This is a genomic window from Micromonospora sp. NBRC 110009 (assembly GCF_030518795.1).
Taxonomy (GTDB): Bacteria; Actinomycetota; Actinomycetes; order Mycobacteriales; family Micromonosporaceae; genus Micromonospora.
Genome location: NZ_CP130427.1, coordinates 3,865,112 through 3,890,412 on the forward strand (window position 1 = coordinate 3,865,112; position 25,301 = coordinate 3,890,412).

Annotated in this window: 28 protein-coding genes; 12 read left to right on the forward strand and 16 right to left on the reverse strand. The window is 72.2% G+C overall.

From position 1 onward, the window contains the following. Window positions 1-229 precede the first annotated feature (229 nt). The 4 genes from Q2K19_RS18550 to Q2K19_RS18565 form a co-directional block, all read right to left on the reverse strand. Window positions 230-1,069: an ABC transporter permease gene (locus Q2K19_RS18550; RefSeq protein WP_302762553.1), complete on the reverse strand. Its 840-nt coding sequence runs from the start codon at window positions 1,067-1,069 to the stop codon at window positions 230-232. Next, window positions 1,066-2,025 carry an ATP-binding cassette domain-containing protein gene (locus tag Q2K19_RS18555; RefSeq protein WP_302762554.1) on the reverse strand — a complete coding sequence of 320 codons (960 nt, stop codon included), beginning with the start codon at window positions 2,023-2,025 and terminating at the stop codon, window positions 1,066-1,068. The genes Q2K19_RS18550 and Q2K19_RS18555 overlap by 4 nt, the downstream gene beginning before the upstream one ends. A 28-nt stretch (window positions 2,026-2,053) precedes the next feature. Beyond that, window positions 2,054-2,893, reverse strand: a complete 840-nt coding sequence (locus Q2K19_RS18560) for a DUF4097 family beta strand repeat-containing protein (RefSeq protein ID WP_302762555.1) — start codon at window positions 2,891-2,893, stop codon at window positions 2,054-2,056. Window positions 2,894-2,971: 78 nt separating this feature from the next. Continuing rightward, on the reverse strand, window positions 2,972-3,505 hold the full coding sequence (locus tag Q2K19_RS18565) for a ribbon-helix-helix protein, CopG family (protein ID WP_446839806.1): 534 nt from the start codon (window positions 3,503-3,505) through the stop codon (window positions 2,972-2,974). Between the two features lie 173 nt (window positions 3,506-3,678). On the opposite strand from Q2K19_RS18565, the gene Q2K19_RS18570 reads away from it, so the two are divergent. Continuing rightward, window positions 3,679-4,785 carry an IS630 family transposase gene (locus tag Q2K19_RS18570; RefSeq protein WP_302762557.1) on the forward strand — a complete coding sequence of 369 codons (1,107 nt, stop codon included), beginning with the start codon at window positions 3,679-3,681 and terminating at the stop codon, window positions 4,783-4,785. Between the two features lie 62 nt (window positions 4,786-4,847). Further along, window positions 4,848-5,741 (forward strand): IS982 family transposase, encoded by an 894-nt coding sequence (locus Q2K19_RS18575; protein WP_302762558.1) that lies wholly within the window; start codon window positions 4,848-4,850, stop codon window positions 5,739-5,741. 21 nt (window positions 5,742-5,762) lie between these two features. Here the strand turns inward: Q2K19_RS18575 and Q2K19_RS18580 are convergent, their stop codons facing one another. Continuing rightward, a complete protein-coding gene (locus Q2K19_RS18580) occupies window positions 5,763-6,980 on the reverse strand; it encodes a low temperature requirement protein A (protein WP_302762559.1) in 1,218 nt (405 codons plus the stop codon). Between the two features lie 171 nt (window positions 6,981-7,151). Here Q2K19_RS18580 and Q2K19_RS18585 point away from each other — a divergent pair, with 171 nt between their 5' ends. After that, entirely contained in the window at window positions 7,152-7,553 is a 402-nt protein-coding gene (locus Q2K19_RS18585; RefSeq protein WP_302772617.1) for a hypothetical protein, read from the forward strand. Between the two features lie 102 nt (window positions 7,554-7,655). On the opposite strand, the gene Q2K19_RS18590 is transcribed toward Q2K19_RS18585, so the two are convergent. The 3 genes from Q2K19_RS18590 to Q2K19_RS18600 all read right to left on the reverse strand — a co-directional run bounded on the left by Q2K19_RS18590 (window position 7,656) and on the right by Q2K19_RS18600 (window position 10,780). Further along, entirely contained in the window at window positions 7,656-8,543 is an 888-nt protein-coding gene (locus Q2K19_RS18590) for a glycine betaine ABC transporter substrate-binding protein (protein WP_302762560.1), read from the reverse strand. 72 nt (window positions 8,544-8,615) lie between these two features. After that, on the reverse strand, window positions 8,616-9,509 hold the full coding sequence (locus tag Q2K19_RS18595) for an ABC transporter permease (protein ID WP_302762561.1): 894 nt from the start codon (window positions 9,507-9,509) through the stop codon (window positions 8,616-8,618). Beyond that, window positions 9,506-10,780 (reverse strand): quaternary amine ABC transporter ATP-binding protein, encoded by a 1,275-nt coding sequence (locus Q2K19_RS18600; RefSeq protein ID WP_446839805.1) that lies wholly within the window; start codon window positions 10,778-10,780, stop codon window positions 9,506-9,508. The genes Q2K19_RS18595 and Q2K19_RS18600 overlap by 4 nt, the downstream gene beginning before the upstream one ends. A gap of 587 nt (window positions 10,781-11,367) precedes the next feature. Here Q2K19_RS18600 and Q2K19_RS18605 point away from each other — a divergent pair. Next, on the forward strand, window positions 11,368-12,009 hold the full coding sequence (locus Q2K19_RS18605) for a biliverdin-producing heme oxygenase (RefSeq protein WP_302762563.1): 642 nt from the start codon (window positions 11,368-11,370) through the stop codon (window positions 12,007-12,009). 26 nt (window positions 12,010-12,035) lie between these two features. On the opposite strand, the gene Q2K19_RS33350 is transcribed toward Q2K19_RS18605, so the two are convergent. Further along, entirely contained in the window at window positions 12,036-12,374 is a 339-nt protein-coding gene (locus tag Q2K19_RS33350; protein ID WP_368046149.1) for a hypothetical protein, read from the reverse strand. On the opposite strand from Q2K19_RS33350, the gene Q2K19_RS18615 reads away from it, so the two are divergent. Continuing rightward, a complete protein-coding gene (locus tag Q2K19_RS18615; protein WP_302762565.1) occupies window positions 12,370-12,978 on the forward strand; it encodes an FAD-dependent monooxygenase in 609 nt (202 codons plus the stop codon). The genes Q2K19_RS33350 and Q2K19_RS18615 overlap by 5 nt on opposite strands. 39 nt (window positions 12,979-13,017) lie before the next feature. Here the strand turns inward: Q2K19_RS18615 and Q2K19_RS18620 are convergent, their stop codons facing one another. After that, entirely contained in the window at window positions 13,018-13,554 is a 537-nt protein-coding gene (locus tag Q2K19_RS18620) for an SRPBCC family protein (RefSeq protein ID WP_302762566.1), read from the reverse strand. Between the two features lie 2 nt (window positions 13,555-13,556). Beyond that, window positions 13,557-13,883 (reverse strand): ArsR/SmtB family transcription factor, encoded by a 327-nt coding sequence (locus Q2K19_RS18625; RefSeq protein WP_302762567.1) that lies wholly within the window; start codon window positions 13,881-13,883, stop codon window positions 13,557-13,559. A 79-nt stretch (window positions 13,884-13,962) separates the two neighbouring features. Here Q2K19_RS18625 and Q2K19_RS18630 point away from each other — a divergent pair, with 79 nt between their 5' ends. After that, the gene (locus Q2K19_RS18630) at window positions 13,963-14,892 is read left to right on the forward strand and encodes an LLM class F420-dependent oxidoreductase (RefSeq protein ID WP_302762568.1); all 930 of its coding nucleotides are present in this window, start codon (window positions 13,963-13,965) and stop codon (window positions 14,890-14,892) included. A gap of 26 nt (window positions 14,893-14,918) precedes the next feature. Here the strand turns inward: Q2K19_RS18630 and Q2K19_RS18635 are convergent, their stop codons facing one another. Continuing rightward, on the reverse strand, window positions 14,919-15,296 hold the full coding sequence (locus Q2K19_RS18635) for a hypothetical protein (RefSeq protein ID WP_302762569.1): 378 nt from the start codon (window positions 15,294-15,296) through the stop codon (window positions 14,919-14,921). Window positions 15,297-15,351: 55 nt separating this feature from the next. On the opposite strand from Q2K19_RS18635, the gene Q2K19_RS18640 reads away from it, so the two are divergent. Together Q2K19_RS18640 and Q2K19_RS18645 are read left to right on the forward strand one after the other, a co-directional pair. Then, window positions 15,352-16,116, forward strand: coding sequence for a hypothetical protein (locus tag Q2K19_RS18640; RefSeq protein ID WP_302762570.1), 765 nt, complete (start codon window positions 15,352-15,354; stop codon window positions 16,114-16,116). Beyond that, window positions 16,113-17,390, forward strand: coding sequence for an FAD-binding protein (locus Q2K19_RS18645; RefSeq protein WP_302762571.1), 1,278 nt, complete (start codon window positions 16,113-16,115; stop codon window positions 17,388-17,390). The genes Q2K19_RS18640 and Q2K19_RS18645 overlap by 4 nt, the downstream gene beginning before the upstream one ends. Here Q2K19_RS18645 and Q2K19_RS18650 read toward each other — a convergent pair. Continuing rightward, a complete protein-coding gene (locus tag Q2K19_RS18650) occupies window positions 17,387-18,529 on the reverse strand; it encodes a site-2 protease family protein (protein ID WP_302762572.1) in 1,143 nt (380 codons plus the stop codon). The two genes, Q2K19_RS18645 and Q2K19_RS18650, sit on opposite strands and share 4 nt — an antisense overlap. 89 nt (window positions 18,530-18,618) lie before the next feature. Then, window positions 18,619-19,467: an alpha/beta hydrolase gene (locus Q2K19_RS18655; protein ID WP_302762573.1), complete on the reverse strand. Its 849-nt coding sequence runs from the start codon at window positions 19,465-19,467 to the stop codon at window positions 18,619-18,621. A 228-nt stretch (window positions 19,468-19,695) separates the two neighbouring features. On the opposite strand from Q2K19_RS18655, the gene Q2K19_RS18660 reads away from it, so the two are divergent. The 4 genes from Q2K19_RS18660 to Q2K19_RS18675 are packed head-to-tail and all read left to right on the forward strand — an operon-like array spanning window position 19,696 to window position 23,216. Next, entirely contained in the window at window positions 19,696-20,586 is an 891-nt protein-coding gene (locus tag Q2K19_RS18660; RefSeq protein WP_302762574.1) for an ABC transporter ATP-binding protein, read from the forward strand. A 29-nt stretch (window positions 20,587-20,615) separates the two neighbouring features. Beyond that, window positions 20,616-21,422: an ABC transporter permease gene (locus tag Q2K19_RS18665; RefSeq protein ID WP_302762575.1), complete on the forward strand. Its 807-nt coding sequence runs from the start codon at window positions 20,616-20,618 to the stop codon at window positions 21,420-21,422. Window positions 21,423-21,451: 29 nt separating this feature from the next. Continuing rightward, the gene (locus Q2K19_RS18670) at window positions 21,452-22,588 is read left to right on the forward strand and encodes a sensor histidine kinase (RefSeq protein ID WP_302762576.1); all 1,137 of its coding nucleotides are present in this window, start codon (window positions 21,452-21,454) and stop codon (window positions 22,586-22,588) included. 4 nt (window positions 22,589-22,592) lie between these two features. Beyond that, a complete protein-coding gene (locus Q2K19_RS18675; protein ID WP_302762577.1) occupies window positions 22,593-23,216 on the forward strand; it encodes a response regulator transcription factor in 624 nt (207 codons plus the stop codon). Window positions 23,217-23,222: 6 nt separating this feature from the next. On the opposite strand, the gene Q2K19_RS18680 is transcribed toward Q2K19_RS18675, so the two are convergent. After that, window positions 23,223-23,672, reverse strand: coding sequence for a DUF4362 domain-containing protein (locus tag Q2K19_RS18680; RefSeq protein ID WP_302762578.1), 450 nt, complete (start codon window positions 23,670-23,672; stop codon window positions 23,223-23,225). Between the two features lie 112 nt (window positions 23,673-23,784). Beyond that, window positions 23,785-25,281 (reverse strand): alpha-amylase, encoded by a 1,497-nt coding sequence (locus Q2K19_RS18685; RefSeq protein WP_302762579.1) that lies wholly within the window; start codon window positions 25,279-25,281, stop codon window positions 23,785-23,787. Window positions 25,282-25,301: the final 20 nt, after the last annotated feature.

Sequence of the window (25,301 nt, forward strand, 5' to 3'; positions counted from 1 at the left end):
GGGTCGTCTTCAACCTGCTCGCCCTGCGCCGGCTCGTCGGCATCGGCGTTCTGGTCCTGCTGGCGCCGCCGCTGTTCTTCGACCCGCCGCTGCTCGCCGCCCTCGCCGCTGCCGTCGTGCTGCTCGGCGTCGCCGTCGCCGTCGCCGACGCCCGACGCGCCGCCGGCCGCCCACCGGAGGGCCCCGTCCCCGTCCGCCTAGCGGAGGCGGTCCGCATCATTCCGCGCTTTCAGTGGGAGGACTCGCGGTTGAACAGTCGTTTCGACCAGAGGTATCCGCCCAGCGCGATGACGGCGCACCAGACGAGCGCGAGCCACGCGTTGTTCCCGATCGGCTTGTCCATCAGCAGGCCGCGCAGGGTTTCGATGATCGGCGTGAACGGCTGGTACTCGGCGAACCAGCGCAGACCGGCCGGCATGGAGTCGGTGGGGACGAACCCGCTGCCGAGGAAGGGCAGCAGCACGAGCGGCATGGGCAGGTTGCTCGCGGTCTCGACGCTCTTGCTCACCTGGCCGAGCGCGACGGACAACCAGACGAGCGCGAAGGTGACCGCCACCAGGAACCCGGCCGTGGCCAGCCACGCGCCCAGCCCGGCGGTGGGCCGGAAGCCGACCAGCAGCGCCACGCCGATCACGATGGCCAGGCTGAGCATCGCCTGGATCATGCTGCCCAGGACGTGTCCGGTCAGCACCGAGACGCGGGCGATGTGCATGGTGCGAAACCGGGTGATGATGCCTTCGGTCATGTCCATGGCGATCGAGATCGCGGTCCCCTGGACCGTGGCCGTCACGGTCATCAGGATGATCGCGGGCGCCACGTAGTTGGCGTACGCGGCACGCCCGCCGGCCGCGCCGCTGTGCACCGCCCCGCCGAGCCCGGCGCCCAGCGTGCCGCCGAGCACGTAGACGAACAGCAGCAGGAAGACGACGGGCATCCCGACGAGGGTCACGGTCATCGACGGGTACCGCAGCATGCGCTTGAGGTTGCGGCGCAGCATCGTCGCCGAGTCGCGTAGCGGATGGAAACGGAGGCTTGCCGGAGCCGGGGCGGTGAGGGCCGGGGTGCTCATCGAGTGGTCACCTTCTCGTCGGTGGAGTTGCCGGTGAGGGCGAGGAAGACGTCGTCGAGATCGGGGGTGTGCACGGACAGTTCGTCGACCTCGATGGCCCGGTCGTCGAGCCGGCCGATCAGCGTCTTCAGCGCGCGCAGGCTGCCATCGCTGGGCACCCGCAGGGCGAGCGCGTCGTTGTCGCGCGAGGCCTGACCCAGCACGCGCATGGCCGCGTCGAGGCCCTCCTGGTCGGCGAACCGCAGGCGAACGTGTCCACCGGGGATGCGGCGCTTGAGTTCCTCCGCGGTTCCCTCGGCGACCACCCGACCGTGGTCGAGGACCGCGATCCGGTCGGCCAGCTCGTCGGCCTCGTCCAGGTACTGGGTGGTCAGGAAGATGGTGACGCCGGCGGCCACCAGGTCTCGGACGATCTGCCACATGTCCCGGCGGCTGCGCGGGTCCAGTCCGGTGGTCGGCTCGTCGAGGAAGATCACTTGCGGGCTGCCGACCAGGGTCATCGCCAGGTCGAGCCGCCGCAGCATGCCCCCGGAGTAGGTCGCTGCCGGCTTCGTGGCCGCCTCGGTCAGGTCGAACTGTTCGAGCAGCTGGGCGGCGCGCCGCCGGCCTTCGCCCCGGGCGAGGTGGTGCAGATCCGCCATCAGCCGCAGGTTCTCCTCGCCGGTGAGCAGCTTGTCCACCGCGGAGAACTGACCGGTGACGCCGATCGCGGCGCGCACCGCGTCCGGCTCGCGGGCGAGGTCGTGCCCGGCGACCTGGACGTCACCGTCGTCGGCACTGAGCAGAGTGGACAAAATCTTGACGGTGGTGGTCTTCCCGGCGCCGTTCGCGCCGAGCAGCGAGAAGATCGTTCCCCGCGGCACGTTCAGCTCGAGACCGTCGAGCACGACGTGGTCGCCGAAGGATTTCCGTAGCCCGGTTGCGGCAATCGCCGGCCGGGACTGGGTGATGGTCATGGTTCCCTTCTCCGGGGCTGGAAGCGGATCAGGAGCGATGGATGGTGATGTCGCCGTAGGAGGTGCGGCCACGCACCTCGACGGTCTGGTCGGCCTCGTCGGGCCGGGTGGTGTTCTCCAGCAGGTTGCGTACGTGCCCGAATCCGGTGTTCATGTCCAGCCAGGCGGCGGTGCCCTCGGCGATGCCGATGTCCAGGTCGCCCATCGCGGTGCCGAGTACGGTCGAGCCGCGGACCACCTCGCCGAGGCGGATGCCGCCGTTGGACGTCTTCGCGTCGACGCCGGCGCCGGCCCGCTCGACGGCGATGGCGCCGTTGGCGTTGCGCACCCGCACGTCGCCGGTGGCCGCGTCGATCGTGGTGTCGCCGTTGGAGTTCTTGACCACCACGGTGCCCTCGACCTCGCCGATCCGGATCTTGCCCGAGCCGGTGGAGATCTCGGCGTTGCCCGTGATGCCGTCGACGGTGACGTGACCGATCCCCGTGTGCAGTCGCAGCGGGCCGGTTCGTTCGAGCCAGACGTTGCCGGTGGTCTTGAGGCGGCACTCGCCGAGCCGGCCGGCACAGCGGATGTCGCCCATCTGCAGGTGAGCGGAGAGTTGGGAACCGCTGGGCAGTTCGATGAGAACGTCCACGGACCTGCTCTTCTTGGAGAAGTCGAAGGTGCGCTTCGGGCCGGTGACCTGGAGCATGCCGTTGGTGCAGTCGACCCGGACCTGCGCAGCGGCCTGCACGTCGGACTCGTCGGTCTCGTCGCTCGGCCGGACCTCGACGACGGTGTCGGCCCGGTCGCTCGCGATGATCCGCACGTGGCCGACGCCGAATTCGAGCGTGACGGAGATCGGTTCGGGCGTCTCGAAAGTAGGCATGGTTGTCCCCGCATCATGGGTAGGTGAGTCGTCCCCGCAGGTCGGGGACGTGGGGTGAAGACAGCGTGTGCGGTGCGGTCAGCGCACCCAGCCGGTGAAGCGCTGCGGGGTCCGTTTCCCGCCGCCGCGTGGCTCGGGACGCTGCTCGCGATCGGACCGCTGCAAGCCGGCGGCGGCTGCCCGGACCAGCCAGGCGTTGACCGAGCGTCCCTCCTTGGCCGCGGCCTCCTCGATCGCGGCCTTGAGCTGCTCGGGCATGCGTACGTTGATCCGCGCGGCTGGGCCGTCCTCGGCGATCAGCAGATCGCTGTCCGGCGCGCCGTCGACCGTCGCCGCAGTGTCCCCGGCCGCGAGCCCGAGCGGCTCGGCGGGTGGTGAGGTCACGACGAAGTTCGGATCGCGTCCGCGCAGGCGCAGCTCCACCGAACCCGGAGCCAGGTCCCGGGTGATCTCGTCGGCGGCGGCCGACAGCGCGTCCAGCAGCGTCATCCGGATCGCCGACTCGAGCGACCCGGTCAGGCGCTCGACCAGCGCACGCGCCTCTTCACCACCGGTTTCGGCGAGCGTGGCGAACTCACGTCCGAGGTTGCTCACGTACGGGGTCAAGTCCATGGTGCCAATATGGCACACCGATGGCACAAAGGCAAGGCATATTGGCCCACGGAGGTGCCATGTCTGGCACCCCCTGGCGCGTCCGGATGTCGCCCGTCCCGCGTCCCTCCTGCTGGGATGACCTAGTGTCCTGAGTCGTTGATTCGCCGCTGAATTCGGGTAGGCTTCGTGGCATGCCGCGAACAGGGCGCCCGAAGGCCGAGCTGGTGTTGTCCGATGTAGAGCGTCAGACTCTGATGTCCTGGGCTCGTCGGGCGAAAACCGCGCAGGCGTTGGCGTTGCGGGCGCGGATTGTGTTGGCGTGCGCGGAAGGGGCGACGAACAAGGACGTTGCCGCGGCGTTGGGTGTGTGGCCGCAGACGGTGAACAAGTGGCGGGCCAGGTTCGTGCGTGAGCGGCTGGAGGGCCTGTCCGACGAGCCCCGCCCGGGCGCCACCCGGAAGATCACCGATGAGCAGGTCGAGGCGGTGATCGTGAAGACTCTGGAAGAGGCACCGATCAACAACGACATTCATTGGTCGACCCGGTCGATGGCCAAGGCGGTCGGGTTGAATCAGACGGCGGTCTCGCGGATCTGGCGGGCGTTCGGCCTCAAGCCGCATCTGGTGGACACGTGGAAGCTGTCGAAGGATCCGCAGTTCATCGAGAAGGTCCGTGACGTGGTCGGGTTGTACTTGGACCCGCCGGACAAGGCGATGGTCCTCGCGGTGGATGAGAAGTCGCAGATGCAGGCCCTCGACCGCAGCGCCCCGGTGCTGCCGATGATGCCAGGGGTGCCCGGCCGGCAGACCCACGACTACGTCCGCTACGGCACGACCAGCCTGTTCGCCGCCTTGGACGTTGCCACCGGCCAGGTGATCAGCCAGCACCAGCGCCGCCACCGCCACCAGGAGTTCCTGCGGTTCCTCAAGACCATCGACGCCAACACCCCGCCCGAGCTCGATCTGCACCTGATCTGTGACAACTACGCCACCCACAAGACCCCGGCGATCAAGACCTGGCTCGCCGCGCACCCCCGCTTCCACCTGCACTTCACCCCCACCTCGGGCAGCTGGCTCAACCTCGTCGAACGCTGGTTCGCCGAACTGACCCGCCGCAAGCTTCGCCGCAGCAGCCACCGCAGCGTCAAAGACCTCGAAACCGACGTCAACACCTGGATCGCTGCCTGGAACGAAGACCCGAAACCCTTCGTCTGGACCAAGACCGCCGACGAGATCCTCGACAACCTCGCCAACTACTGCACGAGACTTAATCAACTCTCCAACGACTCAGGACACTAGACGAGTAATTCCTAAGTCGGTCCGGGGCTGCGAACGCAGCGAAGGGTGTTGATGATCCGTTTGTGACGACAGACATCAACACCCTTCTCACCGCACTGTACGTGAAGATCGACGACTGGCTGGGGCGGCCCCGCAGGTCCGGTCGGCCACCGAAGCTGTCAGATGCTGAGCTGCTGACCCTGGCGGTGGCCCAGGTGCTGCTCGGGATCCGGTCCGAGGCCCGCTGGCTGCGGTTCGTCCCCGCGCATCTGCCCGGAGCGTTTCCCTATCTGCCGGGGCAGTCCGGCTACAACAAGCGCCTACGCGCCGCCGTGCCGCTACTGAAGAGGGCGATCCGGGCGGTGGCCGCGGACACCGACCTGTGGGCCGACTCGGTCTGGGTGGTCGACTCCACCCCGGTCGAGTGCGGCCGGTCCCGGCCCACCGTGCGCCGCTCATGGTTAGCGGGCTGGGCCAGCTACGGCTACTGCCCGTCGCACTCGCGCTGGTTCTGGGGTCTGCGGCTGCACCTGGTCTGCACCCCGGCCGGCCTGCCCGTCACCTGGGCTCTGGCCAACCCCAAGATCGACGAACGGCAAGTGTTGACCGCGGTCCTCGAACACGACCCGGACCTTTTGGCCGAACGCCCAGGCCTGCTGATCATCGCGGACAAGGGCTATGTGTCCGCCGAGCTGGACCGCTGGCTGGCCGAACGCGGAGTGCGGCTGCTACGGCCCTCCTACCGCAACCGCACCCCACGACCCGGCGAGCACCTGCTCAAACCGATCCGGCAACTCATCGAATCGGTCAACGACACGCTCAAGGGCCAACTCGACCTCGAGCTACACGGCGGCCGCAGCATCGAAGGCGTCGCCGCCCGCGTCGCACAACGACTCCTGGCCATGACCGCCGCCATCTGGCACAACCGCACCACCGGACAACCCCTGACCAGGTCCCTGATCGCCTACGACCACTGACCAGGATTAGGACTTACTCGTCTAGTGCGGCGGCGAGGGGGCCTCGGGGGGACGGCCGGCGGCGTGGCGGGCGTCGGCGAGGGCGACGCCGAGCAGTACGAGCGCGGCTACGGCCGCGGTGGCCAGCGGCGGGGCGAGATGCAGGGGGACGGCGGCGATCGCCAGGGCGGCGATGGCGACGACGCGGCGGAGGGACAGCCGGTCGAACACGGCGCGTTCCAGCCGGATGCGGCCGTAGAGGAACAGTGCCGGGCCGCCGAGGCTCGCGAGGAGCCACGCCGGCTCCGGCGCGCCGTCCGGGTGCTTCAGTACGATCTCGAAGCCGACGGCGGTGGCGACGATGCCCAGCACCATGACGACATGGGCAGTGCCGATGGCGCGGCCGGCGGCGTCCCGGTCCCCAGCCGCGGCGACGGTCTCGGCGAGGACCTGGCCGGAGCGGTAGAAGTAGATGCGCCACATCAACACCGTCGACAGGAACGCCACCACCAGCCCCGCGGCGGTCGTCACGGTGACCGGCTGGTTGGTCAGCGTGGTGCCGACGGCGAGCACGGTTTCGCCGAGGGCGATCAGCAGGAACTGCTGGTAGCGCTCGGGCAGGTGGTGGCGGCTGTCCGTGGCCCAGGCACTGACCGGCGGCCCGGCCATCCCCGGTACCGGCCAGCGCAGCTGCGCGGCGATGAAGTCAACGATCACGGCGGCCCCCCACAGGGCGGCCCGGGCGCCGCCGATGACGGCCGCGCCGGCGAACCAGATCACCGCCGAGGCCGCGAACCACAGGACCGACCGGCGGTAGAGGTGGCGCAGGGGGTGTCCGCGCAGCGCGGGTATCAGGATGAGCGGCCGGCCCAACTGCAGGATCACGTACGGCAGCACGAACGCCCATCCGCGGCCGATGAACGCGGCCGGCAGCGACGTCGACATGATCAGCAGCCCGAAGGCACTGGCCAGCACGATCCACTGGATCTTGCGGCGGCGGGGGTCGAACCAGCTGGTGATGTGCGCGGTCGTGATCCACAACCAGATCAGCGGCAGCGACAGCACCGGCAGGAAGGCCATCGCCCGCCACCGCACGACGACGTCTTCGCTGACGATGTCCCGTGCCACCCGGGTGACCACCCCGGCCAGGGCGAACACCAACACCAGGTCGACGAACAGTTCCAGGAAGTTGGCCTGCCGCACGTCCTCGCGACGTTGCAACAGGTCCTGACCGTCTCCACCGCCTTCCCGATGCCCCATACCGCACATACTCGCCCGCCCAACCCCGACTCATTGGGCGTTGGACGCCGTACACCCGGAGGGAAGGCAGCCACCCGCTGACCGCCAACGCCACCTGAGCCGGCCAGCGCCGAGCCGAGTACGGATACTCATCCGCACCTTGACGATCGGCGAAAGGATCGGGCCGTGACCATGACGACGGGTAGGCGTACTCTCCTCGGCGGCCTGTTGCTGGCCGCGGCGACGGTCGGCGCCTGGTTCGCCTGGCTGGGCTGGGACTCGGGCTACACGGTCGACCCGGAGACCGGCGCGATCAGCGGCCCGTACGCGGTGTGGCAGGTGGCCGGCTGCGTGCTCACCCTGGCCGTGATCGCCGCCGTCGGCGCCTGGTGGCTCAGCCCCTGGCTGGTGGCGCCGGTGATGACGGTCGCCTTCACCGTCACCTGGGCCGTGCACGCCGCGTCGACCGACGACACCGGGCTGTGGGCGGTCGGGGCCGTGCTGGTGCTGATCGGGATGGCGGCGGGGAGCACGGTGGTCGCCCTTGTCGCCCGGCGGATCCGGCGCCGCACCGGACGCGGCTCAACCCGGTGACGTCGCGCATGCCGAGGTCGGCGCTGCTGCTCGCCGAGGGCGACTGAGCGGACCACGAGGGGCCCCGCCGAACCGGCGGGGCCCCTCGTGGTCGGGATGCGGTCAGGAGAGGGTCTTCAGGTAGTCGGGGTTGGCCTTGAGCCACTCCTCGACGGCCTTCTCCTCGTCGCCCTTGTGGGTGTTGAACATCAGGTCCTCCAGGGACCCGAGCTGCTGACCGTCCATCTTGAACTTCTTCAGCATCGCCGTGACCTCGGGGAAGTCCTTGCCGAAGCCCTTCCGGGCGAAGGTGTTGATCTGCTCGGCCTGGCCGAGGGTGCCCTTCGGGTCGGCCAGGTCCTTCAGCTCGTACTTCGCGTAGGCCCAGTGCGGGTGCCAGAGGGTGACCGCGATCGGCTTGTGGTCGGCGATCGCCCCGTCGAGCGCGGCGAGCATGGCCGGGGTGGAGGAGGTCTTCAGCTTCATCGCGCCGTCCAGGCCGTAGCCGGGGAGCACCTTCTCCTGGGTGGCCTTGGTCAGGCCGGCGCCCGGCTCGATCCCGATCAGCTGCCCGTCGAAGGTGCCGGCCTTGGCGGCCAGGTCCTCCAGCGAGTCGACGCCGTCGACGTACTTCGGCACCGCGATGCTCAGGCTGGCGTCGTCGTGCCAGACGCCGAGCTTCTCCAGCTTGTCACCGTACTTCTCCACGTACGAGGCGTGCGTCTGGGGCAGCCAGCCGTCCAGGAAGAGGTCGATGTCGCCGCCGGCGAGGCCGCCGTAGACGAGACCGGCCTCCAGGTTCTTGAGCTGGACCCGGTAGCCCTTCTCCTCCAGGATGTGCTGCCACAGGTGGGACGCGGCGATCGCCTCGTCCCAGGCCATGTAGCCGATGGTGATCTTCTTGCCGTTGCCGGACGCGCCGTCCGACTTCCCGCCGCAGGCGGCGGCACCACCCAGGGCCAGGGTGGCGGTCACCGCGAGCGCGAGGACGCGCTTCAGGGTCGTGAACACAGGGTTGTCCTTCCTGATTCGAGCCGGCGGACCCGCGTACGCGGGAACAGGGGTGCCGGTGGAGGGCGACGCTCAGGCGGCCTCCCGCGCGAGGCGTTGCGCCCGCGCGGAGGGGAACCGGTCGCCCACGGAATCGGTCAGTCGGTCGAGCACCACGGCGAGGACCACGACCGCGATGCCGCCCTCGAAGCCGCTGCCCACCTCGACCTGGGAGAGCGCGAACATGATCACGTCGCCGAGGCCGCCGGCGCCGACCATGCCGGCGATGACGACCATGGACAGGGCCAGCATGATCACCTGGTTGACCCCGGTCATGATGGTGGGCAGGGCCAGCGGCAGCTTCGTCCGCAGCAGCACCATCCACGGTGGCGCGCCGAACGACTCCGCGGCCTGGACGATCTCCTTGTCGACCTGGCGCAGGCCCAGCTCGGTCAGGCGTACGCCGGGCGGCATGCTGAACACCAGCGTGGCCAGCACCCCGGGCACGGTGCCGATGCCGAAGAAGAAGATCGCCGGGATGAGGTAGACGAACGCCGGCATCGTCTGCATCAGGTCCAGCACCGGTCGGGCCACCGCCGACGCCCGCTTGTTCTCGGCGATGAACACGCCCAGCGGGATCGCCAGCAGCAGGGCGAGCACGCTGGCCACGAGCACCTGGGCCAGGGTGCTCATGGTCTCCTCCCAGTACGGCATCCCGGCCACCAGGCCGAGGCCGACCGCGGTGCCGAGGCCGAACTTCCAGCCGCGCAGCCACCAGCCGAGCGCGGCGAGGACCAGCACGACCACCACCGCCGGTACGCCGGTGAGCAGGTCGCCGAGCGGGCCGACCAGCGCGTCGACCACGGCGGCGACCGCGTCGAAGAACGGGCCGAGGGTGCCGGTGGCCCAGTCGACGGCGGACTCGGTCCAGGCGCCCAGCGGCACCCGGGGCAGCCAGCTGTCGACCGGCGACTGCGTGACGCTCATGCCGACTCTCCCTTCGCGGCGACCAGTTCGATCTCGTCCGATGCCGGCTCGTCGGCCGGTTCGTCCGCCGTCGGCACCTCGTCGGGGGTGGCGGCGGCCAACGCGCTGAGCAGCGTGATCCGGGGGATCACCCCGGTCAGCCGGCCCCGCTCGTCCAGCACGGCCACCGGGTGCTGGCTCTCCGCGGAGTCGGCGAAGAGGTCGGCCACCGCGGTGTCCTCGGTGACCGTGCGGACCCGCTCGGTCGAGACGTACCCGTCGAGGTTCTGCCGGCCCTCGCGGAGCGCGCGCAGCACCTCGTGCTCGGTGACCGTGCCGAGGAACCTCTTCATCGGCCCCGTCACGTAGATCACCGAACTCTGGCTCTCCCGCAGCGCCTTCGCGGCCACCCGGGGACCGGCGTTCGCGTCCAGGACCTGGTGCGGCTTCTCCATCACCGACGCGGCGGTGAGGATCCTGGTCCGGTCGACGTCGGCGACGAACTGCGCCACGTACCCGTTGGCCGGGTCGGTGAGGATCTCCTCGGCGGTGCCGATCTGGACGATCCGGCCGTCGCGCATCACCGCGATCCGGTCGCCGAGCCGCATGGCCTCGTTGAGGTCGTGGGTGATGAAGATGATGGTCTTGCCCAACTCGGCCTGGAGTTCGAGGAGCTGGTCCTGGATCTCCCGGCGGATGAGCGGGTCCAGCGCCGAGAACGCCTCGTCCATCAGCAGGATGTCGGTGCCGGCCGCGAGCGCGCGGGCCAGCCCGACCCGCTGCCGCATGCCGCCGGAGAGGTCGTGGGGGAGCTTGTCCGCCCACTCCTCGAGGCCCACCATCCGCAGCGCGTCCAGGGCGCGCTCGCGTCGCTCGGCCTTGGGCAGGCCGGCGACCTCCAGCGCGTACCCGGCGTTCTCCAGCACCGTCCGGTGTGGCATGAGCGCGAAGTGCTGGAAGACCATGCTGATCTTCTCCCGCCGCAGCTTGCGCAGCGCGGCGGGCTTCAGCGTGGTCAGCTCGACCCCGTCGATCCGCACGCTGCCCTTGGTGGGGCGGAGCAGGCCGTTGAGCATCCGGATGAGGGTCGACTTGCCGGAGCCGGAGAGGCCCATCACGACGAAGATCTCGCCGGGGCGTACCTCGAAGTTCGCGTCGATCACGGCGGCCGTGGCGGGCAGCCCGGCCAGGGCCTCGGCGCGGGGCGCGCCGTTCGTCAGGCGCCTTACCGCTTCGTCAGCTCGACTGCCGAATATTTTATAGAGCGACTTCACTGCGAGCGCGGACACGATCCCCTCTCCGACGGAAACCGCTGGCGGATCGCGCCATCGGTGACCGTCTTCGCGTCTCGTCCGTCGATATCAACATCGGTCACGTTCTGTGGGCCACACGGGCAGGCCGAGAAACCTACCGACGTCATCGCGATAAATCCAGCCGGTGCTGCGGGGAATGTGGATCTGCACACAAAAACTGCCGCTGCGGAGTTGTCGAATTCGGTCGTCGGCACGCACGGCGGACGTGCTCACCGGCATCGTCGGCCGAACGTTTTCGCTGCTCCCTGGGCTGTTCGTCCCGTACAGTGGCACCGCCGAAGGGTGCCGCGCCGCTGCCACCCTTCGTCCCCGAATAGGGCGTCGGCGATAGAGAAGCGTCAGGTCCGCAGATTTTCGCCCCCGATGTCGTCGCCGCTCGGCGGCGCATATGGGCGAGCCGCTCCCGGCGGTTGGCCGGTTCGCCGCAAGAAATCGCCGAGGACGAATCAGCAGTGTCCGGCCGCGTCGTCCTCACGCTTATGGATGTGATACGGCGCGGCTGATCCGTGGGATCGACGGGTGTACGCGCGAGAACCGGGTCGCGCCGGGCGGGGCATACTTGCCGGATGTCGAAACCGGCTCAGCCCGCCCGCCGGGAGACGGTGTCGCCCATGCTGGCCGCGCTACGCGCCGGCACCCGGGAGCACCATCTCGTCCTGGAGCGTCACCTGAACCTGCCCGGCCGGATCCGCGAGCGGGCGGACCTGGCGGCCGTGCTGGCCGCGCTGCTCGCCTCCTGGGCGCCGGTGGAGCGGCAACTCGCCGCCGCCGACTGGTCGGGGCTGGGGCTCGACCCCCGGCTCGGCGAGGCGGCCGGGCTGCTCCGCGCCGACCTGGCCACCCTCGACGCCGACCCGGCCGACGCGGTTGCCTCCGCCGACCCGCCGGGCGTCCGGTTCGACAGCCCCGCCCGGGCGTTGGGCGGGCGGTACGTCCTGCTCGGCAGTGCCCTGGGTGGCAGCGTCATCGCCCCCGCCGTGGAACGGCTCCTCGGTCTGCCGGAGGGGACGGCGACCGGATTCTTCCGCCGCAGCGGCCGGGTGCCGGGCCGCGACTGGCGGGACTTCCGCCGCGCCGTCGCCGCCCGGGACTGGTCGACCGAGGAGCTGCGCGAGGCGACCGAGGCCGCCCGGGACACCTTCACGTTCGTCGGCCGCGCCGCCGCGCCGATCCTCGGCGACCGGGACGCCGACCCGGCCGCGGCCTGACTCCGCCGCGGTTCGCCCCAGGCGGATCACGCCTCGCCGGGGCGCCCCGACGGCGGGCCGGTGAATTCTCCGGCGACGGTCCGCAGCGCCCGGGTCAGCTCCTGCGCCGACGGCGCCGTCTCCGGGTCGACCAGCCACTGCGCCGCCATCCCGCCGAGCAGTGCCTGGTGGAAGGAGCCGAGCGCGAGCGCCGTGGGTTCGTCAGCGGCGGGGTCGAGCCGGTGGAAGATCTCGGCGAGGCCGAGTCGGGCCTGGCCGGTGACGGCGGCGAACGCCTGACGTAGCTCGGGCTCCCGGTCCAGCTGGGCAATCAGCTCGAACTGGATGGCCCAGAGCGGTCGCAGCCGGGTGAAGGACTTGATGATCCGTTCCCAGGCCGCTTCGAACCGCTGCTCCGGCGTCGCGCGGGCGCTCTTCCTCTTCCCGTCGCCCGCCGAGGAGCCCGACCACCGGGACCTCGCCGCGCAGCGGGCCGCGCTGGCCCGGGCGTTCGCCGGTGCCGGCTGGCGGGTGCCGGAGCTGCTGGACGCGCTGGCGGACGCGCCGGACCTCTACTTCGACTCGATGAGCCAGGTGCGGATGGACAGCTGGTCGACCGGGCGGGTGGGCCTGGTCGGCGACGCCGCCTACGGCGCCTCGCCGGCGTCCGGGCAGGGCACCAGCCTCGGCCTCGTCGGGGCATACGTGCTGGCCGCGTCGCTGGCCGAGGCGGCGGCTGACCCGGCGGCCGGGTTCGCCGCGTACGAGCGCCGGATGCGGCCGTTCGTCGCCGCGAACCAGCAGCTCGCCGAGCGGAACCTGAAGGGCATGGTGCTCGGCTCGGCCGCGCAGATCCGGTTGCAGACGCTGATGCTGCGGCTCATGCCGCGCCTGCCCGGCCGGGAGGCGATGATCCGCCGGGTCACCGAGCCGATCCGCACGGCGGCCGCCGCGATCACCCTCCCGGACGTCCCGGGCCGGGCGGGTTGAGCGGGGCGGGGTCCGCCGCGGTGGACCCCGCGCCGGCGCTCACGCCGGGGGCTGGTCCAGGCGTTCCGCGTACGCGTCGCGCAGCTCGTCCCAGCCGAAGTCCTTCGCCTCGGCCCCGCGGATCGGGCCGACCGGGTCGCCGGCGAGCAGGTGGTCGGCGACGTCCAGGCAGAGGTGCCAACCGGCGGCCATCTGCGGGGCGAGATCGGGCCGGTCGATCCGGTGTCGCAGGGTCAGCCGGGTGCCGGTCCCGGTCGGGGTCAGCTCCCAGCGCAGCAGCCCGTCGCCCCAGCTGTACTCCAGCAGCGACGGCCGCTCGGTGCGCACCACCGTCGCCGGCTCCGGCCAGGTCTGGTCGCCGTCGACGGTGCTGAGCGTGGCGTCGCCCGGCGTGCCGAGGTCCCGGCTGGCCACGAAGGGCGCCCACTGGGCGAGCTGGTCCGGCTCGGTCAGCGCGGCCCACACCTTCTCCGGCGGGTGCCGCAGGTCCCGGACGAACACCAGGTCCCAGCGCTCGTCGGCCGGTACGCGGGCGACCTCGGCGAGCGGGCCGGGTCGGAAGTTGTCGCGGTCCATCGTCACTCCTGACTGTCGAGGTGGTGCTCCAGGGCGTCGAGGTGCTCGGCCCACATCCGCCGGTACGGCCCGAGCCAGTCGTCCACGGCTCGTAGCGGGCGGGTGTCGAGCCGGTAGATCCGCTGCTGTGCGGCGGTCCGGAAGGTGACGAAGCCGGCCTCGCGCAAAACCTTCAGGTGCTTGGAGACGGCCGGTTGGCTCATCCCCAGCGCGTCCACCAGCTCGCCCACGCTGCTCTCCGCCCGGCGAAGCCGGTCGAGGATGCGGCGGCGGGTGGGCTCGGCCAGGACGGTGAAGGCGTCAACGGACACCACCCGAATATGCCTCATCACTCATATGCCTGTCAAGGAATAATGGCTGGTGCGGTTACGTCAGCGGAGCGGCCCGGCCGGTTCCTATGCTCGGGTCATGGAACTGCGGATCTTCACCGAACCCCAGCAGGGCGCCAGCTACGACCAACTGCTCGCTGTGGCGCGCCGCGCGGAGGAGACCGGCTTCGGCGCCTTCTTCCGGTCCGACCACTACCTGAAGATGGGCTCGGTGCCCGGCGAGCCCGGTCCGACCGACGCCTGGACCACCCTCGCCGGCCTGGCCCGGGACACCTCCCGGATCCGGCTCGGCACCCTGATGACCGCGGCCACCTTCCGGCTCCCCGGCCCGCTCGCCATCACCGTGGCGCAGGTCGACCAGATGAGCGGCGGCCGGGTCGAGCTGGGCATCGGCGCCGGCTGGTTCGCCGAGGAGCACACCGCGTACGGGATCCCGTTCCCCTCGGTGGGGGAGCGCTTCGACCGGCTGGAGGAGCAGCTCGCCGTCATCACCGGTCTCTGGGAGACGCCGGCCGGCGGCACCTTCGACTTCCCTGGGAAGTACTACCCGGTCAGCGACTCGCCGGCGCTGCCCAAGCCGGTGCAGCAACCGCGCCCGCCGGTCCTGCTCGGCGGCACCGGCCCGAAGCGGACCCCGCGCCTGGCCGCCCGGTACGCCGCCGAATTCAACATGCCGTTCGTGTCGCTCGCGGACTCGGCCGCCCTGATCGAGCGGGTCCGGGCCGCCTGCGTGGAGATCGACCGCGACCCGGCCACCATGGTCTGGTCCCACGCCCTGGTGGTCTGCTGCGGGCGGGACGAGGCCGAGGTGGCCCGGCGGGCCGCGGCGATCGGCCGGGAGCCCGCCGAGCTGCGGGAGAACGGCCTGGCCGGCACCCCAGCCGAGATCGTCGACCGGCTCGGCCGGTACGCGTCGATCGGCAGCCAGCGGGTCTATCTCCAGGTGCTCGACCTGGCCGACCTGGACCACCTGGAGCTGATCGCCGCCGAGGTCATGCCCCAGCTCTGAGCCGCCTCACCCGGGCCGGTCCGCCGTCAGCGGGCCGGCCCGTCGAAGTTGTGCCGCACCGTGTCCAGCCGGCCGTCACGGTCGCTGTCCAGGTACGTGACGTCCGGGACGCCGTCGCCGTCGAGGTCGACCTGCACCAGGTCGGCGACACCGTCGCCGTCCAGGTCGGTGACCGTCTCCGTCGACCCGTCCAGGTGGCGGGTGACGATGGAGTACCCCGCCCGGGGCGGCGGGCCGGGTCGCGGGACGGGATCCGGTTCGGGCTCCGGGGTCGGCGCCGGCACCGGCGCGGTGCCGTGCGCCGGCGGCCCGCTCGCCGGGTCGAGGCCGACGCCGGTCGGGTCGATCTCCTCCTCCGACGGGTGGACGTCGCCGCGGAGGGTCGGGTCGGGGTAGCTGCTCATGTACGCAGAGTTCCCCGCGCGGCCCCGGGGCAACCGTGGCTTGACAGGTTGACGGATGATGCACCCGGACGACGACGCCGACGACGGGGGTGACAACGTGGAGCTGCACCGGAGCCGGGGAGCGCTACCACTGGCGATCGTCTGCGTGGCGGGTGGCGTGATGGTCCTCGCCGTCGCCGGCGAAGGGCTGCTGCGCCGGCTGGTCGCGATCAGCGTCATCCTGATCGGCGGCGCGGCGCTGCTCAACGCGCTGCGGCCGTTCCGCTTCGTGATCGGTGCCGACGGGCTGCAGGTGCGCCGGCCGAGGCTGCGCGGGACGTACGCGTGGGCGCAGTTCGACGCGCTCGCCCTCGACGACGCGGGCCGGCTGGTCGGGGTGCCCGGCCCCGGCCTGCCGTCGGGCGCGCCGGCCACCGGCCGGCATCCGCGCGACGGCCGTCCCGCCGTGGAACTGCTCGACCTCACCCAGGTGCGGGAGAGCCCCGACGAGGTGGCCGCGGCGCTGACCCGGTACGCCGGCGGCCGGTTCACCGACGCGCGCAGCCCGCTGGGCGGGGCGGACCTCGACTTCACCATCGGGCTGCGCGGCTACGACGTCCGCGAGGTGGACCGCCTGGTGCGCCGCGCCCGGGAGGCGCTGGCCCGGGGCGGGCCGGCGGAGCGGCGGGCCGCCCGGGCGGAGATCGAGCAGGCCCGCGCCGCCGGTCTGCTGGTCGCCCTGCGTGGGTACCACACCGGCCAGGTGGACGCGGCGCTCGACGCCCTCTGCGCCGCCCTGACCGACACCGACACGCCGACCGATCGGACGACCTCCCCGTGACCGACGCCGCCACGCCCGTCCCCGCCGACCCCGACGGACCGCCCCCGGTCCCAGGTGGGAACTGGGCGGGGAACGTCCGCTACCGCGCCGCGCGGCGCCACCGACCGTCCACCGTCGACGAGCTGCGCCGGCTGGTGGCCGGCGCCGACCGGGTGCGGGCGGCGGGCACCGGGCACTCGTTGAACCGGCTCGGCGACACCGCCGGCGACCTGGTCTCGGTGGCCGGGCTGCCGGCCACCGTCGCCCTGGACCCCGGCCGGGGCACCGTCACCGTCGCCGCCGGACTGCGCTACGGCGACCTCGCCACCCGGCTGCACGCCGAGGGGTACGCGGTGGCCAACCTGGCGTCGCTGCCGCACATCTCGGTCGCCGGGGCGGTGGCCACCGCCAGCCACGGCTCGGGCCGCGCCAACCGCAACCTGGCCGCCGCCGTGGCCGGGCTGGAGCTGGTCACCGCCGACGGTGACCTGCTCACCGTCGACCGCGCCGACCCGCGCTTCGCCGGCCTGGTGGTCAACCTCGGCGCGCTCGGCGTCGTCACCCGGGTCACCCTGGACGTGGTGCCCGCCTTCGACCTCCGGCAGTACGTCCGGCTCGGCCTGCCCCGCGACGCCCTCGACGCGGCGTTCGACGCGGCCTACAGCGTGAGCGTCTTCACCGGCTGGCGTTCGTCCCGGCTCGACCAGGTGTGGCTCAAGCAGCGGGCCGACCAGCCGCCGCCCCCGGCGGACTGGCTCGGCACCACCGCCGCCGACGTGGCGTGCCACCCGGTGCCCGGCATGCCGACGGAGAACTGCACCGCCCAGCTCGGCGAGCCGGGGCCGTGGCACGAGCGGCTGCCGCACTTCCGGCTCGGCTTCACCCCGAGCAGCGGCGACGAGCTCCAGTCCGAGTGGCACCTGCCGCGCGCCACGGCCGGTGCGGCGCTCGCCGCGTTGGATCCGGCCGCGGCGCGGATCGCCGCCGTCCTGCAGATCTGCGAGCTGCGTACGGTCGCGGCCGACGGGCTGTGGCTCAGCCCGAACCACGAGCGGGACAGCGTGGCGATCCACTTCACCTGGATCGGGGACGCGGCGGCGGTGGCGCCGGTGCTGGCCGAGGTGGAGGAGCGGCTCGCGCCCTTCGCCCCGCGCCCGCACTGGGGCAAGCTCTTCGCCCGCAACCCGGCCGCGACCTACCCCCGGTACGACGACTTCCGCGCCCTGCTGCGCGAGTTCGACCCGGCCGGGAAGTTCCGCACCGAGGAGCTGGACCGGTACTTCCCCCGCGACTAGCGGTGCGTGGCCATCTGGTCGCGCAGGCTGCCGCGCTGCGCCGCCCGGCTGATGTCGCTGGGCGAGACGATCCCGACCAGCCGCTGGTCGGTCACCACCAGCGCCCGGCCGTCGGCGCACTCGTTGAGCCGGGGGAGCAGGTCGGTGAGCTGCTCGTCCGGGGAGGCGAGCACCAGGTCGCCGGCCTGGCAGGACACCTCGCCCAGGGTGGTCGAGACCCGGCGGTCGGCCGGGATGCCCCGGACCCGGTCGAGGGTGACCAGGCCGATCGGCCGTCCGCCGTCCTCGGTCAGCGGCAGCGCGGAGTGCCGGTACGTGAAGAGGTGGTGGTCCACGAAGTCGGCGACGGTCATGTCCTTGGACGCGGTCTGCGGTTGCGGGGTCATCACGTCGGCGACGCGTACGCCGCGCAGGGCAGTGCCCATCCGGGCCTGGCGCTCCTCCGCGCCGGCGGCCCCGATCAGGAACCAGCCGATCAGCGCCAGCCATAGGCCACCCACCCCGGCGCCGGCCACGAACCGCCAGATGCCGAGGCCGATCAGCAGGATGCCGAGCCCCCAGCCGGCCCGGGCGGCCACCACGGCCGCCTTGGTCCGGTCGCCGGTGGCCTTCCAGACCGCCGCGCGCAGCAGCCGCCCGCCGTCCAGCGGCGCGGCCGGCAGCACGTTGAAGATCGCCAGCAGCACGTTGATGCCGGCCAGCCAGGACAGCGCACCGAGCACCAGGCCGTGCGCCCCGGCGAGGGCGAGCACCCCGGCGATCGCGGCGAAGAAGAGCCCGAGCACGAGGCTGACCAGTGGCCCGACACCGGCGATGCGCAGCTCGGCGCCCGGGTCCTTGGCCTCGCCCTTCAGCTCCGAGACCCCGCCGAAGAGCCAGAGCGTGATCCCCTCGACCTCGATCCCGTTGCGCTTGGCGATCACCGCGTGCGCCACCTCGTGGGCGAGCAGGCCGAAGAAGAACACGATCGACGCGCTCAACCCCGCCACCAGATAGGCGGCGGCGGAGTGACCGGGGTAGGAGCGGGGGAACAGGCTGGCGGAGAGCGCCCAGGCGATCAGCACGAAGATGACCAGGACGCTCCAGTTGACCCCGACGGGTACGCCCGCGACCCGACCAAGTCGGAAGCTCGCCCTCATGGCTGGGGCATACCCCCGCGCCGCCCCACCATGCCCCAGGTGTGCGACCGAGCTGCGGATCAGCCCACCCGGCCGACCGGCGTCAGGGCTCAGCGGCCGGGGGCTTCGCTGACCACCGTCGGCGAATACTCGTTCGCCGCCTCCACGGCCCACTCCAGTGCGAAGTCCGCCTCCTCCTCCCAGCCCGGCTCGCCGCCGACGAAGTGCGACCGCCCGGGGTACTCGCGGTAGCTGGTGATCGCCGTCGAGCCCCGGTAGAGGTTGGCGTTGGCGGACACCACGGAGGGCGGCAGCACGTGGTCCTCGCCGCCGGCGGTCAGCAGTAGCGGGGCCCGGTCGGCCCGTTTGTTGTCGACCTTCGTGGCCGCGTTCGGGTCCAGGTTGGCGAAGGCGGCCTCGAACAGCACGTGTCCGGCGCCGGGTACGGCGTACCGCTCCCAGGCCGCGTCGGACTCCTCGGCGCTCAGCGTGTTGCCGAAGGCGTATCGGAAGTCCTCCCGGGTGAACGGCACCGCGCGGTGCCGGTTGGCCGGGTTGTGCAGGATGGAGAACGAGGAGCGCAGCGTGCTGAGCGGCAGCTTCAGCACGCCCTTCACCTGGGCGGGATGCACGCCCACCCCGGCGGCGCCGAGCCCCCGGTCGATCAGCAGCTGGGTGAACAGGCCGCCGAACGAGTGCCCCATGATGATCGGCGGCCGGGGGAGGTCCCGGATGATCGCCGCGTAGTGGTCGACGGCGTCGGCGACCCGCTGCTCGGCGATCGGGGTCGGATCCTCCCGCAGCTCCTCGACCTCCCGGTCCATCCCGGGCCAGGCGGGGGTCAGCACCCGGAAGCCCAGCGCCGAGTAACGGTCGACCCAGTGCTCCCAGCTGCGCGTGGTCATCCAGAGTCCGTGGATCAGCACGATCGTGTCGACCCGTCCCGTCGGTGCGGCCATGGGAACCTCCCGGTGTGGCGACCTGCGGACGGGCGCCGGATACCCGGTCGGGCGGCGGGCAACCCCGGGCTCAGCGGGGCGGGACGTGCGCGGCGACGCCGCCGCGCGTTCCTGCTGCCCCGCCCGGGCGGCGCCTCGACTCTGCCCGGGCGGGCCTGACAAATGTCATGGTCGGAAGGTGACGAGCGCTCCGGGGAACCGGACACCGCACGCCGCAACATCGTTGTCATGACCGACACCGCACCGGCCGTCGAACTGGCCGGACTCACCAAGACCTTCGGCCCGGTGACCGCCGTCGACGGCCTCAGCCTGCGGATCGAGCCGGGCGAGGTGGTCGCCTTCCTCGGCCCCAACGGCGCCGGCAAGACCACCACGGTGGACATGCTGCTCGGCCTGGCCCGCCCGGACGCCGGCACCGTCCGGCTGTTCGGCGGGACGCCGGCCGACGCCGTCCGGCTCGGCCGGGTCGCCGCCGTGATGCAGTCCGGCGGACTGCTCAAGGACCTCACCGTCGCCGAGACGGTACGGATGACCGCGCACTTCTACGGCCACACCCGGCCGGTGGCCGAGGTGCTGGAACGGGCCGGCATCGCCGACATCGCCGACCGGCCGGTGGGCAAGTGCTCCGGGGGCCAGCAGCAGCGGCTGCGCTTCGCCCTGGCGCTGCTGCCCGACCCGGACCTGATGGTGCTGGACGAGCCGACCACCGGCATGGACGTCGAGGGCCGCCGGGACTTCTGGCAGGCCATCCGGGCCGACGCCCGCTCCGGGCGAACCGTCCTCTTCGCCACCCACTACCTCGACGAGGCCGACGCGTACGCGGACCGGATCGTGCTGGTCCGGCAGGGCCGGGTGGTCGCCGACGGCACCACCGCCGAGATCAAGAACCTGGCCGCCGGCCGGCTCGTCCGGGCGACCCTGCCCGGCGCCGACCAGGCCGCGCTGGCTGCGCTCCCGGGCGTGCAGGCGGTCGAGTTGCGCGGCGACGCGGTCCTGGTCCACACCGAGGACTCGGACCTCGTCGCCCGGCACCTGCTGACCCGGACCGACGCCCGGGACCTGGAGATCACCTCGCGCAACCTCGAGGACGCCTTCCTCGCCCTGACCACCGCCGCCTGACCGCCGACCCGCTGATACCGGAGCCTGAGATGACCGTCACCGCCTCGACCACCACCGCCTCGTCCACCCGGGTCGACGACCGCCGGCCCCCCGCCCTGGGCGGGTTCTCCACCGCCGTGCTCGGCATCGAGATCCGCCGGGTGCTGCGCAACCGCCGGACCCTGGTGTTCATCCTGATCATGCCGGCGGTCTTCTTCCTCCTCTTCGGACTGCCGCAGCGCGGTCAGCACCTGGACAACGGCCTGCCCGTCACCGGTTGGATCATGATCAGCCTCGCCGTCTACGCGGCGATGGTCGCCACCACCAGCGCCGGGGCCGCGGTCGCCACCGAGCGGGCGCTGGGCTGGAGCCGCCAGCTGCGGCTCACCCCGCTGCGCCCGGCCGCGTACGTGGCCACGAAGGTGGCCACCGCGATGGTGCTCGGCCTGCTCGGCGTGCTGGTCGAGTTCGCCGTCGGCGCCGCCTCCGGGGTCCGGCTGCCGGTGCACGTCTGGATCGAGTCGGGGCTGACCGCGTGGCTCGGCTCGCTGGTCTTCGCCGCCCTCGGCCTCTTCGTCGGCTACCTCGCCCCGGCCGAGAACGTCATGCAGTTCATGGGCCCGGTGCTGGCGATCCTGGCCATGTTCGGTGGCCTGTTCTTCCCGCTCGACATGCTGCCGCACGTGATGCAGCAGATCGCCAAGTTCACCCCGGTGTACGGCGTCGGCCAGCTCGCCCGGTCCCCGTTGACCGGGGACGGGATGGACTGGGTGGCGGTCGGCAACATCGCCGCCTGGACCGCCTTCTTCGGCCTCGCCGCGGCCCGGCTGTTCCGCCGCGACACCACCCGCGTCTGATCCGGGCCGGCGGGACTAGCGTGTTCAAGGTGCATCTTCCGCCGGACGGGACCTACCTGGCGAGCCGCCGCTGGCGGTTCACCGGCTGGCTGCTGGCCGCGGTGTGGCTCTTCTTCCTCAACATCCCGCTGCTCGCGGCGCTGCACCAGCCGGAGATCTGGCGGCGGGTGGTGGGGGCGACGACGCTGATCGCCTTCGGCGTCTGCTACGTGTGGGTCTTCCAGTGGGCCCGGGCCCACCGGCTGGCCCACCGGACCATCCCGCTCCTCCCGGCCTGGGCGGCCCTGGCGCTGCTGGTCGGGCTCGGGCTCGCCGGCATCCCGGGCACCGGTGGCGACTGGCTGACCACGCTGGTCTTCGTCGCGGCGGCAGCGGTGTTCCTCCTGCCGAACCTGCAGGCGCTGGTCGTGGTGGCGCTGGCAGCGCTGACGCCGCCGGTGACGGCCGCGCTGGTGCCCGGTTGGGCGGCGGAGGGCACGGTGGTCTTCGCGGTGCTGCTCGCCTCGTTCGCCATGTTCGGGGTGACCCGGCTGACCCAGCGCAACGCCGAACTCCAGGCCGCCCAGCAGGAGATCCGCCGGCTCGCGGTGGCCGAGGAGCGGGCCCGCACCGCCCGGGACCTGCACGACATCCTCGGCCACTCGCTGACCGTGGTGGCGGTCAAGGCGGAGCTGGCCGGGCGGCTGCTGGAGCTGGACCCGGCCCGCGCGGCCACCGAGATCGCCGACGTGGAGCGGCTGGCCCGGCAGGCCCTCGCCGACGTGCGGGGCACCGTCGGGGCGTACCGCGGGGTGAGCCTGGCGGCGGAGCTGGCCGGCGCCGGCTCGGCGCTGGCCGCCGCGGGCATCGCCGCGGAGCTGCCGGAGACGGTGCCGTCGCTGTCGGCGGAGCGGGACGAGCTCTTCGGCTGGACGGTCCGCGAGGGCGTGACCAACGTGGTCCGGCACAGCGGCGCGCGGCGCTGCGAGATCCGGGTGGATCCGGCGGCCGTGGAGATCCGCGACGACGGCCGCGGGCCGGCCGGCGAGCCGGGTGCGGGGCACGGCCTGGTCGGGGTGCGGGAGCGGGCCCGGCGGCTGGACGCCACCGTCACCGTCGGCCGCCGTCCCGAGGGGCGAGGCTTCCTGCTCCGGGTGGCCCTGCCCGCCGAGCGGCACGGAGGATGACCGGGTGACCGAGCCGATCAAACTGCTGCTCGCCGACGACCAGGCACTGGTGCGGGGCGCCCTCGCGGCGCTGCTGTCGTTGGAGCCGGACCTGACCGTCGTGGCCGAGGTGGGCCGCGGTGACGAGGTGGTTCCCGCGGCCCGCCGCACCGGACCCGACGTGGCCCTGCTCGACGTGGAGATGCCCGGCCTGGACGGGATCGCCGCCACCGCGGCGCTGCGGGCCGCCGTCCCCGGCTGCCGGGTGCTCGTGGTGACCACCTTCGGCCGGCCGGGCTTCCTGCGCCGCGCGATGGAGGCCGGCGCGAACGGCTTCGTGGTCAAGGACACGCCGGCCCGGCAGCTCGCCGACGCGGTCCGCCGGGTGCACGCCGGGCTGCGGGTGGTCGACCCGACGCTGGCGGCGGAGACCCTGGCCACCGGGCCGAGCCCGCTCACCGAGCGGGAGACGGAGGTGCTGCGTACCGCCCGGGCCGGCGGGACGGTCGCCGACCTGGCCGCGACGCTGCACCTGTCGGAGGGCACGGTCCGCAACCACCTCTCCTCGGCGATCGGCAAGACCGGTGCCCGTAACCGGGCTGACGCGGTCCGCGTCGCCGAGGAGAACGGCTGGCTGCTCGGCGAGTGAGGCCGGTCAGACCGGCGCCGGGGTCGAGCAGGTGGGGAAGGTGGGCACCGGCGCGTATTTCACGGAACCCGTGCAGACCAGGCGCTCGATCCGGCGGGCGCCGAACCGGTCCCGCCGGCTGTCCACGGTGACCTCGACCCGGCCGTCGACCCGGACCAGGTAGTCGGTGGTGATCGGGTCGCCCTCGGTGGTCGGGGCGGTCACCCGCATCCGGGCCGGCTGCCGGTCCCGCAGTGCGCCGCTCAGGCACTCGGTGGCCCCGGCCGGCAGCCGGCCGCCCTGGGGCAGGGTCCAGGTCCCGCAGTCGGCCGGGTTCGGCGTCCGGCCGGTCCACGGCTCCGGCGACCCGGTGCGCGCGACGACCACCTCCGGGCTGCGCCGCGCGGCCGGGTCCGTGCCGTCGCAGGCGGCGAGGGCGAGGGGCAGGGCGAGCAGGGCAGTTGGTCGTCTCCACATGGGAGATGCGACGCGGTCGGCCGGCGTTGGGTTCCGGCTCAGGCGGTGGACGGCGGGCGCGGACCGGCCAGATCGGGCCGGCCCGCGCCCGTCGTCGGGGTGCGGGCGTCGGTCAGGGCAGCTTCGCGCCGATGTGGATGGCGACGGCGTCGTGTGCGTTGATGTTCGCCGCGAACCAGCCGTTGCCGTCCACTGTGATCACCGGCCCGCTGCACGAGCCGTTGCTGTAGTCGCCGTGGATGACGTCGCAGTACCGGCCCGCGGCCAGGCCGGTGTAGTACGAGCGGCCGGTGATCGCGAAGTCCTCGTCGTTGATGGTCAAGTAGCCCTTGCCGGTCCGGCTGAAGGCGATGTGCTGCCAGCCGTTGTCGTACCAGTTGGCGACGCCCGAGCCCTGGGTGGCGTTGTTGAAGGCGACCATGTTGGCGATGACCCGCCAGCGGTGCTCGCACTCCCAGCCGGAGTAGCACGTGGTGTTGAGGGTCTTGTTGGTGGCGTCCGAGGGCGGGCCCTGGTCCTTGTTGCTGAACGTGAAGCTCGACATCACCGCCGGCGTGCCGTACGGCCAGGCCAGCATGAAGGCGTTCGCCAGGGCGTACTCGCCGCGGTCCCGGTAGGTCAGCACCCCGCCGTCGCGCTGGGTGTCGTGGTTGTCGGTGAAGACCACCGCCTGGCTGCCCGGCAGGTAGCCCCAGGACTCGCCGAAGTTCCTCAGGTACGCCAGCCGCTCGCTGTTGAACATCCGGGCCAGGTCCTTGCCGTACCGGAACTCGTGCACGTCGCCGTTGCCGGTGTACTCGGTCGGCTGGATCGGCTCGCCGGCGCCGTGGATGACCTCCTGCACCAGGTACGCCGAGCGGGAGAGCTTGCCCTTGACGGCGGCGATGTCGGCGGCCGGCATGTGCTTGCTGGCGTCCAGCCGGAACCCGTCCACGCCCAGCGACAGCAGGTCGTTCAGGTAGGTGGCGAGCCGGGTGCGCACGTAGTCGGACTCGGTGGCCAGGTCGGCGAGGTTGACCAGTTCGCAGTTCTGCACCTCGTACCGGTCGCCGTAGTTGACGATGTCGTCGTTGCCGTTGCGGCCACAGTGGTGGAAGTCCTGCGAGCCGTAGTTGCCCGGGTAGCTGTAGTGGCCGTACGTGGTGCCGGCCCAGCCGGTGCCGCCGTTGTCCTGGCCGGACATGTGGTTGACGACGGCGTCGACGATCACCTTCACGCCAGCGTTGTGGCAGGTGTTCACCATCGACTGGAACTGGGCGCGGGTGCCCTTGCGGGACTCGATCCGGTAGCTGACCGGCTGGTAGGCGACCCACCACGGGTTGCCCTTGACGTGTTCCTGGGGCGGGGAGACCTGGACGTAGCCGTACCCCTTGGGGCCGAGCACGGTGGTGCACTCGCTGGCCACGGAGGTCCAGTTCCACTCGAAGAGCTGGGCGATGACCTTCTTGCCGCCAGGGGTGGCGGCGGTGGCGGGCGCTGCCGCCACGGTGGGGACGAGCAGGCTGGCGGCCAGGCCGAGGGCGAGGGCCGCCGCGACGGCTCCGCGTCGTGGTGCGGCGTCGGACGCGCCGAGCTGGGGTTGCCGTTGCCGGCATCGACGTCGATGCATCGGGACTCCTGGGGGTGCGG